12 protein-coding genes are annotated in these 14,906 nt (G+C 64.5%); 3 read left to right on the forward strand and 9 right to left on the reverse strand.

From position 1 onward, the window contains the following. Positions 1 to 86: 86 nt before the first annotated feature. Entirely contained in the window at positions 87 to 395 is a 309-nt protein-coding gene (locus ACOYYX_RS33315; protein WP_422926970.1) for a Rieske (2Fe-2S) protein, read from the reverse strand. Positions 396 to 682: 287 nt separating this feature from the next. Between ACOYYX_RS33315 and bshB1 the strand changes: the two genes are divergently transcribed. Next, complete coding sequence (gene bshB1, locus ACOYYX_RS33320; protein WP_422931700.1) at positions 683 to 1,375, forward strand: bacillithiol biosynthesis deacetylase BshB1; 693 nt, start codon at positions 683 to 685, stop codon at positions 1,373 to 1,375. 15 nt (positions 1,376 to 1,390) lie between these two features. Here the strand turns inward: bshB1 and purN are convergent, their stop codons facing one another. Then, complete coding sequence (purN, locus tag ACOYYX_RS33325) at positions 1,391 to 2,047, reverse strand: phosphoribosylglycinamide formyltransferase (RefSeq protein ID WP_422926971.1); 657 nt, start codon at positions 2,045 to 2,047, stop codon at positions 1,391 to 1,393. A gap of 229 nt (positions 2,048 to 2,276) precedes the next feature. Here purN and ACOYYX_RS33330 point away from each other — a divergent pair, with 229 nt between their 5' ends. Then, complete coding sequence (locus tag ACOYYX_RS33330) at positions 2,277 to 2,816, forward strand: general stress protein (protein WP_422926972.1); 540 nt, start codon at positions 2,277 to 2,279, stop codon at positions 2,814 to 2,816. A gap of 109 nt (positions 2,817 to 2,925) precedes the next feature. Here ACOYYX_RS33330 and ACOYYX_RS33335 read toward each other — a convergent pair whose 3' ends face one another. From ACOYYX_RS33335 to ACOYYX_RS33365, 7 genes are all read right to left on the reverse strand, one after another. Continuing rightward, positions 2,926 to 4,224 (reverse strand): DUF1015 domain-containing protein, encoded by a 1,299-nt coding sequence (locus tag ACOYYX_RS33335; RefSeq protein ID WP_422926973.1) that lies wholly within the window; start codon positions 4,222 to 4,224, stop codon positions 2,926 to 2,928. Between the two features lie 146 nt (positions 4,225 to 4,370). Beyond that, positions 4,371 to 5,033 carry a phosphoribosylanthranilate isomerase gene (locus tag ACOYYX_RS33340; protein WP_422926974.1) on the reverse strand — a complete coding sequence of 221 codons (663 nt, stop codon included), beginning with the start codon at positions 5,031 to 5,033 and terminating at the stop codon, positions 4,371 to 4,373. 4 nt (positions 5,034 to 5,037) lie between these two features. Beyond that, positions 5,038 to 5,370 carry a thioredoxin gene (gene trxA / locus ACOYYX_RS33345; protein ID WP_422926975.1) on the reverse strand — a complete coding sequence of 111 codons (333 nt, stop codon included), beginning with the start codon at positions 5,368 to 5,370 and terminating at the stop codon, positions 5,038 to 5,040. Between the two features lie 228 nt (positions 5,371 to 5,598). Then, positions 5,599 to 6,336, reverse strand: a complete 738-nt coding sequence (locus ACOYYX_RS33350; protein WP_422926976.1) for a zinc ribbon domain-containing protein — start codon at positions 6,334 to 6,336, stop codon at positions 5,599 to 5,601. 616 nt (positions 6,337 to 6,952) lie between these two features. Beyond that, a complete protein-coding gene (gene rpoD, locus ACOYYX_RS33355; protein WP_422926977.1) occupies positions 6,953 to 8,626 on the reverse strand; it encodes an RNA polymerase sigma factor RpoD in 1,674 nt (557 codons plus the stop codon). A 31-nt stretch (positions 8,627 to 8,657) separates the two neighbouring features. Next, the gene (gene dnaG / locus ACOYYX_RS33360; protein WP_422926978.1) at positions 8,658 to 10,565 is read right to left on the reverse strand and encodes a DNA primase; all 1,908 of its coding nucleotides are present in this window, start codon (positions 10,563 to 10,565) and stop codon (positions 8,658 to 8,660) included. 626 nt (positions 10,566 to 11,191) lie between these two features. Then, on the reverse strand, positions 11,192 to 12,676 hold the full coding sequence (locus tag ACOYYX_RS33365; RefSeq protein WP_422926979.1) for a trypsin-like peptidase domain-containing protein: 1,485 nt from the start codon (positions 12,674 to 12,676) through the stop codon (positions 11,192 to 11,194). A 269-nt stretch (positions 12,677 to 12,945) separates the two neighbouring features. Here ACOYYX_RS33365 and asnB point away from each other — a divergent pair, with 269 nt between their 5' ends. Then, on the forward strand, positions 12,946 to 14,805 hold the full coding sequence (asnB, locus tag ACOYYX_RS33370; protein ID WP_422926980.1) for an asparagine synthase (glutamine-hydrolyzing): 1,860 nt from the start codon (positions 12,946 to 12,948) through the stop codon (positions 14,803 to 14,805). Positions 14,806 to 14,906: the final 101 nt, after the last annotated feature.

The raw sequence follows: 14,906 nt of genomic DNA on the forward strand, positions 1-14,906 counted from the left end.
TCGCGATTGCGGAGAAGAGGAAGGGCCGTCGACCTCGGTTCACGCGAGGCCGATACGCCCACTCCAGTAACGGGGGATTTCGCCGCTCAGCCGACCGACACGAGCACGTCTTCGCCTTCGACTTTCACCTCGAAGACCGGTTGTTTCAACTTGGCACCGAGGGGCGACCTGCCGGTGCAGACGTCGAACTGCCAACCGTGCCAGGGACAGGTGACGAGGGTACCATGCAATGGCCCGTCCGCAAGCGGTCCCCCCTGATGAGGACAGAGTCCGTCGATCGCAGAGATCTTGCCATCGACGTTGAAGAGGGCGTAGATCCGTCCGTCGTGCTCGACCTCCAGCGAAGACCCGGGGGGGAGTTGGCTCAATGTCGCCACCTTGACGAATTCGGGCATTCGACCGACTCCTGGCTGCCGAGTTGAGTGCAGAACGCGTTCATCGCGTCCGTCGCTGCGCCTTCGTCGGCACTACACTTCACATGATCGATCTTAACACAGTACACCGGCCTGGAAAAGCAGGACCGGCGAGCCCGTGTCGTCGCAACCGAACTGGCCCGAGCGGCCCGGAACTTTCCCTCGCCGGTTACAATAGCGAAGGCCGGGCTCGGTCCCCGGCGGACGAGGCGAGCCGTCTCGGAATGACACTGGCGGTTCCCATCAGCTCCCTGACAGGACCTTCGAAGATGCTCGACGCCCTGGTGATCTCCCCCCATCCCGACGATGCCGAACTCGGAGTCGGAGGGACGATCGTCCGACTCCAGGCCCAGGGATGGAAAGTCGGGATCCTCGACCTCACGAGCGGCGAGCCCACCCCCCTCGGCTCGCTCGAAACTCGGGCGAGGGAGACCGCCGCGGCCAACGCCGCGCTCGGAAACCCCTGGCGGCGGAACCTCGGGCTCCCGAATCGGAGCCTGGAGCCAACCCTGGAACATCGCCGGGCGCTGGCCGCCGTCTTCCGCGAGATGCGTCCTCGAATCCTCTTCGCCCCCTACTGGGAAGACGCTCACCCCGACCACCTGGCGGCGACCCAACTCGTCGAGAACGCGAGATTCTGGAGCAAGCTCTCGAAATCCGACATCCCCGGTACGCCGTTCCACCCGTCCCGGATCTTCTATTACTTCAGCGTCCACTTGCGGATCGTCGAGCGCCCTAGCTTCCTGATGGATATCTCCGACCAGCTCGAGGCCAAGATTGCGGCGATGCGAGCCTATCGGTCACAGCTCGTCGACAACCAGCCGGCGGGAGGGCCGGGGGTCATCGACTCCGTCTGCGACCGCACCCGCTTCTGGGGGCACACCGTCGGCGTCCGACATGCCGAGCCCTTCGCCAGCCGGGAGCCGATGGGCCTCTCGAGCCTCGATCACGTCCTGCTCTGACGCGACCTCGATAGCTCAGGAGCCGAGCACGCGGACACGGCGTCCGTCGACCCTCAGGCGGCCCTCCGCGTAGAGCCTGATGGCCTCGGGCACCGCCTGGCACTCGGCCTGGAAGACCCTCGTCGCGACCGAATCCGCAGTGTCGTCGTCGAGCACGGGGACCGTCTTCTGCAGGATGATCGGCCCGGTGTCGTAGGTGTCATCCGCGAAGTGGACCGTGCAGCCCGTTACCTTGACTCCGGTGTCGACCACGGCTTGATGCACAGCCTCGCCGTGGAATCCTCTGCCGCAGAAGGCCGGGATCAAGGACGGATGGACGTTGATGACCTTGCCTTGATAGTCGGGGGGGATCTGGAGCAGGGATAGGAAGCCCCCGAGGATCACTAAGTCGGCCTTGTTCTGTCGGATCGGGTTGAAGACGGAGTTGCTGAACGCCTCCGGCGTCTTCGATGTGCTCCGGGATGCTAGCGCGAGCGGGATCCTCGCCGCCTCCGCCTTCGGGATCGCACCGATCTTCGGCCGGCTCGCCACGACCTGGACGATCGAGGCGTGGAGCTTCCCGGCCTTGATCAGGTCGATGAGGTTCTGGAGCGTCGTCCCTCCACCCGAGACGCAGACCGCCAGGCGGATGGGCGGGTCGTTGATCGGCGGGACTCTCGGCGAATCGGCCATGGGCGATGGAACCTTCAAGCCTGTGACGGAAGCGTGGCGATCGGACTCGGTCCCGAAATTATGGGCCGTCGCGGTCGGAATTCAAACGGAATCGAAACGAGGCTAAGACTCACATCACCGCTTGCTTGTAGAATGAGCCCGTTAACGATTTGGTTGTAGTTCGGCGGAATCGCTCCTGCTAGACTCATCGTTGAAGACTGATTCGACTCGCCCCTTGCAGGAGACGACGATGAGCGACGGCGGAACGTCTGTTGGTTCGAGCGTTGTTGCGGTCTATCCCGATCACGCCTCGGCCGAGCGGGCCGTGCGGCAACTGCACGAGGGGGGCTTCGCCATGAGCGACCTCTCGATCGTCGGGCGCGACTTCCAGGTGAGCGAGGAGCCGGTCGGCTTCGTCACGACCGGCGACTTCGCCTCGGCGGGCGCGGGCACCGGGGCGTGGGTGGGCGGCCTCTTCGGCCTGCTCGTCGGTGCCGCCTTCCTGATCCTTCCCGGCCTCGGGCCTGTCATCGTCGCAGGGCCGCTCTCGGCGGCCTTGCTCGGTGGCGTGGAAGGGGCGATCGCCGGCGCTGCCCTCGGCGCCCTCGGCGGGGCCCTGGTCGGCTGGGGTGTCCCGAAGGATCAGGCCCTCAAGTTCGAGACCCAGGTGAAGGCCGGCAAATTCCTCGTGCTGGCGCGAGGAGACAGCCAGCATATCGAGAAGGCCAAGGCCATCCTCGGGACCGGTGCCCCCGAGGAACTCGAGGTCTATTCTCACGCTGCGGTCTGAAACTCGCCGCTCGGACATTCGATCCCATCGATGAAGCAGACACAGAAGAAGCCCCGCCGTCACTCATTCGCGACGGCGGGGCTTCTCGTTTCCAGCGAATCCGATCGCGTTATCGGAGCGGGTTGAGCACGAGGCCGCTCAGGAGCTTGGGATAGAAGTAGGTGCTCTTGGGGGGCATCTTCTCGAGGTTCGAGGCGATGTCCTCGACATGCTCCATGCCGGCGGGGGGCACGAGGCAGGCGAGGTCGCAGCCCTTGGCGGCGACGTCGGTGAGGACCTCGTCGATCAGGTGGACGTAACGGCACGAGGCCTGGCCGACCGAGCCGAGCAGGTGCTTGAGGGTCAGCTCGTGGAGGATGCTCACGCCGAGCGACCGCCAGTCGGGGCTATGGTCGGGCGTCAGCTTGTCCATCGTGGCGTCGGAGCGGAGTCGGGCGATGATCCAGGTGTTGTCGGCGACGGTGCCGAAGCCGAGGACGTCCTGGGCGCCGCCGGTCGCGATCTCTTCCCAGGCGGCACGGCAACCCGCGTCGCCTTCGCCGACCACCTTGACCTCGAACTCGGGGGCGAGCCGCTCGATCAGGGTCTCGGAGGTCAGGCCGGGGAGGCCGGAGACGAGCCGGTGGGTCGGGAGGATCAGCAGGCCGGGGTCGCTCATCCCGACGAGCATCATCATGCAGAAGTTGGCGGGATCTTCGGGGCCATTGATCTCGCCCGAGGCCGTGAGGTCATCGCGGAACTTGACGCCGGTCTCGTAGCGGTGGTGGCCGTCGGCGATGAAGATCGGCTTCGAGGCCATGAGCCCCTGGACGAGCGTGTGCGTCTGCTGGTCGAGGATCGGCCAGAGGCGATTCGTCACGCCGAGGTGGTCGGTCGCCTCGAGCGGGGTCCGATCCTTGAGGCCCGCCTCGACGGCGTTGAGCACCTCATTCGTGGCGTCGGGGTAAAGTCCGAAGATCGGGCTCAGGTTGTACTTCGTGGCGTTGAAGAGGGCGAGGCGGTCGGCTTTCGGCCCGGACAGGGTCTGCTCGTGCGGGTAGATCTTCCCCTGGCCGAACGACTCGAGGCGGACCCGAGCGATGAACCCCTTGCGGGTATGGACCTGCCCCTCGACCTCGTACGTCTGGTGGTAGAGGTACAGGGCCGGGTGGTCATCGGGCCGCAGGGTCCCTTCGCGGGTCCACTCCTTCAGGAAGCGGGCGGCGCGGGTGTAGCGGTTCTGCTCGGGAGAATCCGCCGGCTCTTCCTTGTTCAATTCCAGCCGGATGACGTTGTAGGGGCTGGCGGCATAGAGCTTGTCTTGGAGCGTCGCGTCGATCACGTCGTAAGGCGGGGCCACGACGTCCGACAAATCGCCGACTTTGGTGACGTCATACCGGACGCCTCGGAACGGTCGAATCTCGGGCATTGTTGTGTCGATCCTTCCGGCGCCCGTCGGGAACTCTGAAACGCCGGAATGTAGAGGATGAAGAGGTCTGACGAACTACCAAGATAACTGACAGCCATTGGGTTGTGGACCCGCCCCACCCAACGCTCGGGGCGATGAGAGGCAAGTCACGCCGGGTCGACCGACCTGACGGCCGCGACGAACTCGCGGATCCTGGCCTGATCCTTGATGGCGGGAGAACTTTCGACGCCGCTGGCGACGTCGACCATCCACGGCCGGACGAAACCGACGCGCTCGGCAACGTTCTCGGGCTTCAGCCCGCCAGCGAGGATCAGGTGGGTATGGCGAGGAAGGAGCGAGAGGAGGTAGTCGGGGATCGAATGTCCCGTCCCCCCCTGGAGGTCCTGCACGTGCGCATCCACCAGGACGAACTCGGGGGCGCACCCAAGTTCCTCGCAGCGTGCGAGATACGTCTTCATCGCCTCGATCGCGGCGACATCCCCCAGGCGGAATGCCCTGATGACCCGGAGGTGCTTGAGCGCCAGGAGGTCTTCGGGGGGCTCGTTGCCGTGGAGTTGCACGATCGGGAGGGACAGGACGGCCGCCATCTCGGCGACGTCATCCGGTGTCCGATCGACGAAGAGTCCGACGGGCTGGACCGTGCTGGGGACGTGCGAAAGCAAAGTCGCCGCGAGGGAACGATTAATTCCCCGCGGCGATTTCGGATGGAAGTTGAGGCCGATCCAGTCGACGCCCGACTCGACGCACGCGATGACATCTTCGGGTCGAGTCAGGCCGCAGACCTTGATGCGAACGGGGCGTCCGGACACGCGATCAGGAAACTCCCAGCTTCTCGAGCGAAGCCTTGAACTTCGACTCGGTATTCACGCCGACCAGGCGATCGACTTCCTTGCCGCCCTGGAAGATCAGGACGGTGGGGATCGCCGAGATCCGCAGACCACCGGGGGTCTCCTGGTTCTCGTCGGTGTTGAGCTTGCCGATCTTCACCTTGCCCTGGAGTTCACCCGCCAGCTTCTCGATGGTGGGAGCGAGCATACGGCAGGGGCCGCACCAGGGGGCCCAGAAGTCGACCAACACGGGGACAGAAGAATCCAGGACTTCCGACTTCCAATTCGCGTCGGTGAATTCCACTACGCTCCCGGCCATGGCAGATGCCTCATCTATCTGAATCTGGAGGAGATTCGCGAGAATCGTGATCAGCGTCAACGGACCAACGAACGGCCCAGGCGCATGTCGATTGGCATTATAAATGGGCTTCCCGCCGAGTCAACCACGTCGGAACCGCCCCAGGGGCTCCCGCCGTGGCAGCTTGAAGAGGTGGGGAAGGGTGAGGCGGCTTTGACGACGTGCCCATCCGGCTCAACTCAATCCAGCTCAGCGCTTCACCCGCTTGGTGTTCGGCATATCCTCTTCGGCGAGATAGAGGATCCGCCCGCAGGTCCTGCAGAAGCTGAGCGTCTTGGCGTTGATCAGGTCGTTCATCATCTGCGGCGTCACGGACACGAAGCACCCGGAGCAGGCGCCATTCTCGAGGAAGGCCATCGCGTCGGCTCCGTGCTGCTTCACCGTCCGGCGATAGCGCTCGCGTTCGTCCTCGGGGATAATCGACTCCGCGCCGATGATGGCCGACTCGATCTCGACGAGCTGGGCCTTCTGCGAGTCGGCCTGAGAGTCGATGAGCGTCTTGAGGGCGGTCACTTCCTCGGCGAACTTCTTGAAGTCGGCCTCCTCGGCGACGAGGGCGGCGACTTGCTCGTCGATCTTCATCATGTCGCCCAGGATCTCGCCCTCGATCTTCTCGATGGCGTTCTTGTCGTTGGCGATCTGGTTCTGGATGGCCTTGTATTCCTCGTTCTTCTTGACCTGGTTCAGCTTGACCTGCAGGTCATCGATCTTCGCCTGATGCGACTGGAGCGTGTGCTCGCGCTTCTTGAGCTGGACCTTGGAGTCCTGCAGGGCCTTGCGCGAACCCTCGAGCGTGGCCTGGCGGTTGGCCAGGGCGCCTTGACGTGCGGCCAGCGTCTTCGGGGCCGAGGTCAGGCGATCACGCAGGGCTTTCGCACGCTGGTGAAGCTGGTGCAGGTCTCGGAGATTCTCGGCGGTCGCGGTCATCGTTGATGTCTCTCCCGTGGGACGCGATGGGGCGATCGTCCAGTACCTCGATGTCCGGGCGGCCGGCTCTCAACGTCCGGGTTCCCGGTCTTCAACGTCTTTGAAAACTTCGATGACAGGCGTCTTGCAGGCCCGGGGCACGCGTGACAACCGAGTTCGCCTCGGTGCGGCGGGCTCGGTCCGATGGGCAGGAGACTACGGCGCCGATGGGGCTTCCGCGACACTCGCCCGTTCGAACTCGCGGCCCTGCAAGCTCCTAATCACACAGACTCCGCGTCGAGAACCCGCCGCAGGACAATCTCGCGGCCCCATCACGGAGGCTTTACGCGACGGCCGCGGCGTAACCAGATTGGCTCCGAGGAGTGCGTACGAGGGGAACCTCACTTCTCGACCATTCTAGTTCAGTTTTCGCGTGGAGGACAGTCACTTCGCGATCCCTCCCCCTCCTGTTGCGTCGCCTCGGCAGTTCCTCGGCCCGGGTGTCTAACCTCGAGCCCGGCGGGCCTGGAACACGCGTCGTCCTGGAGGAGTCGCACGTCGGAGCAGGGGGGATTCCGGCCTACCAACAAAAAAACCGCCGGTCGCCAGGAGGCGACCGACGGTTTGAAGTTCGAGATCAACCGGTACTCTCGAGGAAGCCCTCGAGTTGCCGGCTCCGCACGGGATGTTGAAGCTTCCGGACGGCCTTGGCTTCGATCTGGCGGACGCGTTCGCGGGTGACCTTGAAGATCCGGCCGACCTCTTCGAGGGTATACGTGTAGCCATCACCCAGGCCGTAGCGGAGCTTGATGATCTCCCGTTCGCGATACGTCAGGGTCTTGAGGACCTGGTCGATCTTCTCCTTGAGCATCTCCTGGGTGGCGGCGTTGATCGGGCTCTCCGCGGCCTCATCCTCGATGAAGTCGCCGAAGTAGCTGTCTTCGCTCTCGCCGACCGGGCGGTCGAGGGAGATCGGGTGACGCGAGATCTTCATCACGCGTCGGGTCTCCTCGATGGAGATATTCGCGGCCTTCGCCGTCTCCTCGATGGTCGGCTCGCGGCCCTTCTCCTGGAGAAGTTTCTTCGAGACGTTCCGGAGCTTGGACATCGTCTCGATCATGTGCACCGGGATGCGGATCGTGCGGGCCTGGTCGGCGATGGCCCGGGTGATCGCCTGGCGGATCCACCAGGTGGCATAGGTGCTGAACTTGTAGCCGCGACGATACTCGTACTTGTCGACCGCCCGCATCAGGCCGGTGTTCCCCTCCTGGATCAGGTCCAGGAACGAGAGGCCGCGGTTGCGGTACTTCTTGGCGATCGAGACCACGAGTCGGAGATTACCGCCGGAGAGTTCGCGTTTGGCCTGCTCGTACTCGCGGAACCTCGAGTTCATCGACTCGACGCGGCGGGCGAGACTCTGCGGAGTCTCGAGCGTGATCCGCATCAGGTCCTTGAGCTCTTTCTGCAGGTTCGAGCGGTCTTCCTTGCCGCCGCGGCCTTCGCGGTGGTCGGTGAGCTGCGACATCAGCTCGTTCATCCGAGCCGAGACCTGCTCGAGCCGCTTCATGAGCGGCTGGACCTTCTGGGTCCGGATCGAGAGTTCCTCGACGAGGTTGACCGCCTTGCATCGCCGGTTCTTGAGGTCGAACATCAGGCGGCGACGGATCGGCCTATCACGCTCGCGGACATACGACCGGAAGTCCCGGTTGTTGCAGTCCATGAGGTGGGCGAGGGTGACGAGGTTGTGCGGCATCCGACCGAGGATCTGGTCCTTCTCGAGGTTCTCGGTGACCGAGACCTTGACGGTGCGGTCGAAGGGGAGGTCGCCTTCGTTCACCTTCTTGAGGACGTCGACCACGAGGGCCAGGGCGAAGTGGCACTCGAGGACCTTGCGGCGGAACCGCTTGCGGGTGACCTCGATCTTCTTCGCCAGGTTGATTTCCTGGTCGCGGGTCAGCAGCGGGATCTCGCCCATCTGCGTCAGGTACATGCGGACCGGGTCGTCAATCCGTCGGGAGATCTCGTCGAGGTCTTCGGGCGTCAGTTCGCCGTCATCGTCCTCGGCGTCGGGCTCATCGGCCATCTCATCGGGTTCATCGTCGAGGTCGCCGGAGGCGAGAAGCCGAGACTCCGCTTCATCCTCGTTAATCAACTCGATGCCCATCTCGTCGAGCGATTCGAGCAGGCCGCTGATCTTTTCAGGGCTACTGGCCTCGTCCGGCAAGTAGTCGTTCACCTGATCAAAGGTCAGAAATCCTCGGCGCTTGCCCAAGTCGAGGAGCGTCTTGAGGCCCTCGTCCAGCTTTTCCATCCAAAACCTCCCCTAACGACGGAACGACGGGTCAGGACGCGTGTTTCGTCTTATTGCCCGGCCGCTGAGTCAAGAGTCGTAGATATTCAGATCGCAAGGATCGATATTCTTCCGGATTCATAGCTTCATCTGTCTCATCCAATGCTCCCTTCAGGTCGCGCAGGCGGCCTTCCCATTCTCGCTCCGCCATCCGGGACAAGATCCCGGCGAGGCGAGCCTCCCAAGGCGCCGGCCCGGCACCTTTGGAGAGGGGGGCGGGCTCGATCGGCAAGAGCAGACCGGCCGCGAGGGCCCGCAATGCGGGGTCGTCGAGTCGTGATGTCACGTGCTCGAACGTGGGGGGGAGCCCCTCGGCATGCAGGTCGTAGCAGGCCTGGAGGATCGCACGCAACGGCGCGTCGCGGATCGCGGCTACCGGGACCCGAGTACTCAATCGGACGACCGCGGCCGGCTGGTTCAAGACGATCTCGACCAATTCACAGTCGGACACGTCAAGATCTGCCAGTCGTATCGGTGGCGTAGACTCTGCGGCCTGCTCCGAGGCCGGCTGCGACTCGGCCGAGGCCGTCGCAATCCGTTCGGCCGATTTAAGTCCGGGACGGCGCTGAAGTTGCTTGTATCGCTTCTGGAGAGTGTCGAGCGGCACGCGGAGTCGTTGCGAGAGCGTGTCGAGCGCCCTGGCGATCTTGACGTCGAGCCCGATCCGGCTCCCGGTCCGCACCTGCCCCAGGATGGTCAGCACCCACTCCGAGGCCCGCCTCGAATCCTCGAGAGAGTTCAGGTCGAATCGGGTCGCCGCACGCTCGATGGCGTAAGTCAGCGGATCGACGGCTCGATCGACCATGCCTCGGAACGCGTCGGCCCCTTCCTTCAGCAGGAAGTCGCAGGGGTCGAGGCCGGAGGGCAGGGTGAGAACTCGAACGTCCACTTCATGTCCCAGGAAGAACTCGAGCGAGCGATCCGCGGCCGACTGCCCCGCCTCGTCCCCGTCGAAGACCAGGACGACGCGATCGGCCAACTGCCGGAGCGACATCACGTGGTCGTCGCCGAGCGCCGTGCCGAGCGTCCCGACCACGTTCTTGAGGCCGACCTGATGGGCGGCGATGACGTCGGTATAGCCTTCGACCACCGCGACCCAGCCCGCCTCGCGGGCCGCGGCCTTGGCGAGGTCGGCGGCGAAGAGCAATTTGCGCTTCTGAAAGAGCACCGTCTCGGCGGTGTTGAGGTACTTGGCCGCCCGTTTGCCCTGGGCGGCCAGGGCCTTCTCGGTGGAGGGCAGGATCCGGCCGCCGAACCCGAGCGTCCGACCTCGCGAGTCGCGGATCGGGAAGATCAGGCGGCCTCGGAACCGTTCGTGGCTCGAGCCCGGCACCTCTTTGGAGACGACGACCAGGCCGGCCCGCTCCAGCAATTCAGCGCCAAACCCCTCGCGGCGGGCCCGACTACTCAACCAATCTCGAGATTCTGATGCATACCCCAACCGAAAGCGTTCTATGCTCTCCTGTGTAAGTCCACGTTCGGCCACATAAGCCCTGGCCTCGGAGCTCTTCCCCAGGGCCTCGGCGAAGACCCGTTCTGCCCAGCTATTGACCGCCACCAGATCCGATTTCGAGGGACCGCGCGAACCCGCCCCGCCGTCCGACTCCTCGAGCGTCACTCCCGCCCGATCGGCCAACATGCGCAGGGCCTCCGGGAAGTCCACCCGTTCGTATTCCTTTACGAAGTCGAAAATGTCGCCCCCGGCGCCGCAACTCCAGCACTTATAAGACTGGCGATCCGGGTTGAGTTCGAGAGAAGGGTTGTGGTCGTCGTGAAACACGCACAACGCCTTGAACTTGGAACCGGCACGAATAACAGGCAGGTTGTAACTAGTAACCAGATCAACGATGCCGATCGCTTGCTTGATAGCGGCGAGAGTCGATTCGGAATGTCGGGGCACCGGGGGCTCCTGAACAAAGGTGTCTCAGGCCCAGGTCCATGGTGACAACAGCCACCGGAAAGTGGACAACTCGTCCGCATCCGAGCAACCGGCCACCTGTGCCCTTTTCACGTCGGCTTCGGAAGAATTATAACCCGAATCTGAAAAACGGTCAAGTTTTTCGGGCCGTTGTACGACACCCTTCGACTTTTTGTAAACCATCATGATTTTAGCAGTTAGAACGGCAACTCTCGGCCCAATGCCCCCCCGAGCTCCCCTGCAGAACCCTTCGCATTGATTAATGCTTGACAACCCCAGGCCGCTTGTTCCTGCCATTTTGTGGTCGTTCTTCTTACCTAAACCCTCATAAACGATCGAGGGAGAGTGTCTCACCTGTCCCCAATACCAAGTGTCCAAGTCAAGCCTCTTCAAGAGGATTTTTCGTTTTTTGAAGACGGCGGTTGCGTGCTCGCAAACCTTCATCCCGGCGTGCGATGGTATATCGGAACCAGAGAGCATGCTATCCGAGAGAATTCGGGGCGGGGCAGTCGCTAACGAAGGAGGGCCTGCCGGTCGGGCAGGCCCTCCTTATAGAGATCATAGCTTGTGGAACGGCCCGCCGCTGAGAAAGCGTCGAAGGCTGGGGATCAGGGCTTGCCCGGCTGGGGCATCCCGAGGATGACGGGGCCGCTCTGGCCGTCCGGCGTCTGGATCACGAGCGGGAGCCCCTGGCCGGGGTCGAGGGCCGAGACGGCCGCGTCGTATTGGGCTTTGGTCCGAACGGGGGTCCGCCCGACGGCCGCGACCCGCATGCCCGGCTTGAGGCCGGCCCTGGAGGCGGGGCTACCCACCACGACCTGGTCGATCTCGAGCCCGCCGGCACCGTCGGGGCCTTCGCCCTTCGCGAGTTCGCGGAGCCGGAACCCGAGGGAGGCGAGCACCGGGGCGGTCGGCAGCTCGGCGATGGTCACATCCACCGTCTTGAGCTTCCCTTCCCGAAGGTAGGCGAGCTGGGTCCTGGATCCTACGGCGAGTCCGGCGGTCCGATTGCGGAGGGTGGTCGGGTCGGCGACATCACTGTCGGCGATCTTCACGATGACGTCGCCCGGCTTGAGGCCGGCTTCGGACGCAGGGCTTCCCCCCTTCACGTCCAGGACGAGGGCACCCTTGGTGTCGGAAAGACCGAGGTTCTTGGCCGCGGCCTCGGAGACCGGCTCAATCGCGACGCCGAGATAGCCTCGGACGACTCGCCCGTTCTTGATGATGTCGTCGACGATCGCCTTGGCCATGGAGGAGGGGATGGCCAGGCCGATCCCTTCGTTCCCCATGTTCTGGTTCGAACTATAGATCGCCGTGTTGATGCCGATGACGGTGCCGCGGAGGTCGATCAGCGGACCGCCCGAGTTGCCGGGGTTGATCGCGGCGTCGGTCTGGATGAAAGACTCGTATTCATTGATGCGGAGGTCGTTGCGCTGGGTCGCCGAGACGATGCCGGCCGTGACGGTGTGGTCGAGGGCGAAGGGGCTGCCGATCGCCAGGACCCAGTCGCCGATGTCGAGCTTGTCGGAGTCGCCCCACTTGGCGGCGACGGGCGCGGTGCCGTTGATCTGGAGGACGGCGAGGTCGGTCTTGGGGTCGGTCCCGACGACCCTGGCGGGGAGCTTGGTCCCCTGGCTTAAGCGCACCTCGATCTCGTCGGCATCCTTGATGACGTGGTTATTCGTCACGACGAAGCCCTTGTCGCGGTCGATGATGACCCCCGACCCGAGGTTGCGCCCTTCGATCCCTTCGCCGGCGTTGGCGCGAGGCCGGCCGGGGGCGTTCTGGAGCTGCCGGGTCTCGACGCGGACGACGGCCGGGGCGACGGCTGCCGTCGCCATCCTGAAGAGGGCGGAGGCTCGGTCGACGACGCCGGCCTTATCGAGCTTGCCGAGGGCCTCGGATGCGGCCCGGGAACGCCCAGCCTCCCAGGCGTAGCCGGCCTGGTCGGCGACGTAGGGAATCCCGTACACGAAAGCGGCGAGTATGCTGAGGACAAGAAGGATGAGCAGGAATCCCCTACGGACGGGGGGCGTCGTCGGGCGAGGAGGGGGTTCATCGAGGCCGAAGTCTTGCGGATCGAACGAAGCCATCGCCGGCGGACTCCTGCGATCTTGGAGGCACGTCTGGGCTGGATTGCCCGAATTCTTGGGGCGACTCATTCTGGACCACTTACCCCTCGAAATCAAGTCGAGGCAGTGGGATACAACACGCGACGGGCCTCTTATTTCCGACTCGCAACGGCGATCGGTGTACCTTCCCCGACACCGCCCTGTCGGGTACGCTCAAGGGGACGGATCCGACACTCAACCTCCGACGACCGAAGGTAGTTCAATCGCGTATGTGCGGGATCGCCGGTTTCGTGAACCGCAGCGGCGAGGAGGCCGATCTCGCCACCCTCGAGCGGATGACGGCAACGCTCTCACACCGAGGGCCCGACGGCGACGGCTTCTTCCGGGAAGGCGCCGCGGGGCTCGGGCATCGCCGCCTCTCGATCATCGACATCGCCGGCGGCGGCCAGCCGATGTCGAACGAGACGGGGACCATCTGGGTCACCTTCAACGGCGAGATCTACAACGACCCCGAGCTGCGTGCCCAGCTCGAAGCCCGCGGCCACACCTTCAAGACCCGCTCCGACACCGAGTGCCTGGTCCACCTCTACGAGGACCACGGCCCCGAGTTCGTGAAGCACCTCAACGGGATGTTCGCGCTCGCCATCTGGGACATCCCTCGTCGGCGGCTCGTCCTGGCTCGTGACCGGATGGGGCAGAAGCCTCTCCTCTATGCCGAGACCCCACGCGGCGGGATCGTCTTCGGCTCCGAGGCCAAGGCGCTCCTCGAGCATCCCGACGTTTCCCGGGAGCTCGACCTCGACGGCCTCGCACGCTACCTCTTCTATGAATACATCCCCGCGCCTTATTCCATATGGAAGGGGGTCCGCAAGCTCCCTCAGGCGCACGTCCTCGTCTGGGAAGAGGGCAAGTCCACGATCTCGCGCTACTGGCAGGCCCCTCGGGTCGCGACCGACGCCCCGACCTTCGCGGAGGCAGCCAAGCAGTTCTGGGCCGACTTCCGCGCCTCGGTCGCTCGGCATCGACGCTCCGACGTCCCCGTGGGAGTTTTCCTCTCGGGGGGCCTCGACTCGTCGAGCGTCGTGACGGCCCTGGCCGAGTTGGAGCCGGCCGCCGGGATCCACACCTTCTCCATCGGCTTCGAGGATCCGAGCTTCGACGAGAGCGCCCACTCGCGGAGCGTCGCGCAGTTCCTCGGCACCGATCATCACGAGCGCCGCTTCTCCGTCGAGGCCGTCTATGAGCTCTTGCCCGAGGTCGCGGCCTGGCTCGACGAACCCTTCGGGGACGCCTCACTCCTTCCGACCCACCTGCTGAGCCGGTTCGCCCGGGATGAGGTCAAGGTCGTGCTAGGAGGTGACGGGGCCGACGAGTTGCTCGCGGGCTATCCCACCTTCAAGGCCGAGGGCGCCGCGGGGCTCTTCCGCCGACTGCCTGGGCCCGCGAAGGCCCTCGCCGGGGCCGCGGTGGGGCGACTCCCCGTCAATCACGGCAATTTCAGCTTCGACTTCCAGCTCAAGCAGTTCCTCCGAGGCGCGGACGAACCGCTGCCTCTGGCGCATCAGCGCTGGCTCGGCTCGTACACGGGGCGAGAGATCGGCCGCATCCTCGTGGCGACGGACACGGTCGAGGTGGAGGCCGAGCACCTGGCTCGCGCAAGGGCCTTCCTCACCGAGCCCGACCCGATGTCCAGATCACTGGCGATGTATCAGGATACGTACCTGCCCGAGGACATCCTGAGCAAGGTGGATCGTGCGAGCATGGCCTGCGGGCTCGAGGTGCGTGCGCCGTTTCTCGACGCGACCCTGGTGGACTCTATTCAGTCCATGCCGATTGGATTTAAATATGGGCGAGGCCAGACCAAGCGGCTGTTGAAGCGGGCGGCCACAGGACGCGTGCCGGCCGCCATCCTCGCCCGCCGCAAGAAGGGATTCGGGATCCCGGTCGCCCGCTGGCTCCGAGGGCCCTTAGCCCCGCTACTGGACTCTCTCCTGGCACGAGAACGGCTCGAACGGCAAGGTCTCTTCCGGCCCGATGAAGTGTCTCGACGGGTCCTCGAACATCAGCAAGGGGTTCGCGACCATCGGAAACCGCTCTGGACCCTCCTGATGTTCCAGCTCTGGTACGACCGCTGGATCGGCCTAGGATGAGCCGAGCCTGAGGATGCATTCCGACTCACGACGAACACGTCAGATTATTCCTCCAGCCCGAAGGCGAGGGGCCAGCCTATCGCTCGGATCGTCGTCGACCG

This window comes from Singulisphaera chitinilytica (genome assembly GCF_049331405.1).
GTDB lineage: Bacteria > Planctomycetota > Planctomycetia > Isosphaerales > Isosphaeraceae > PoT.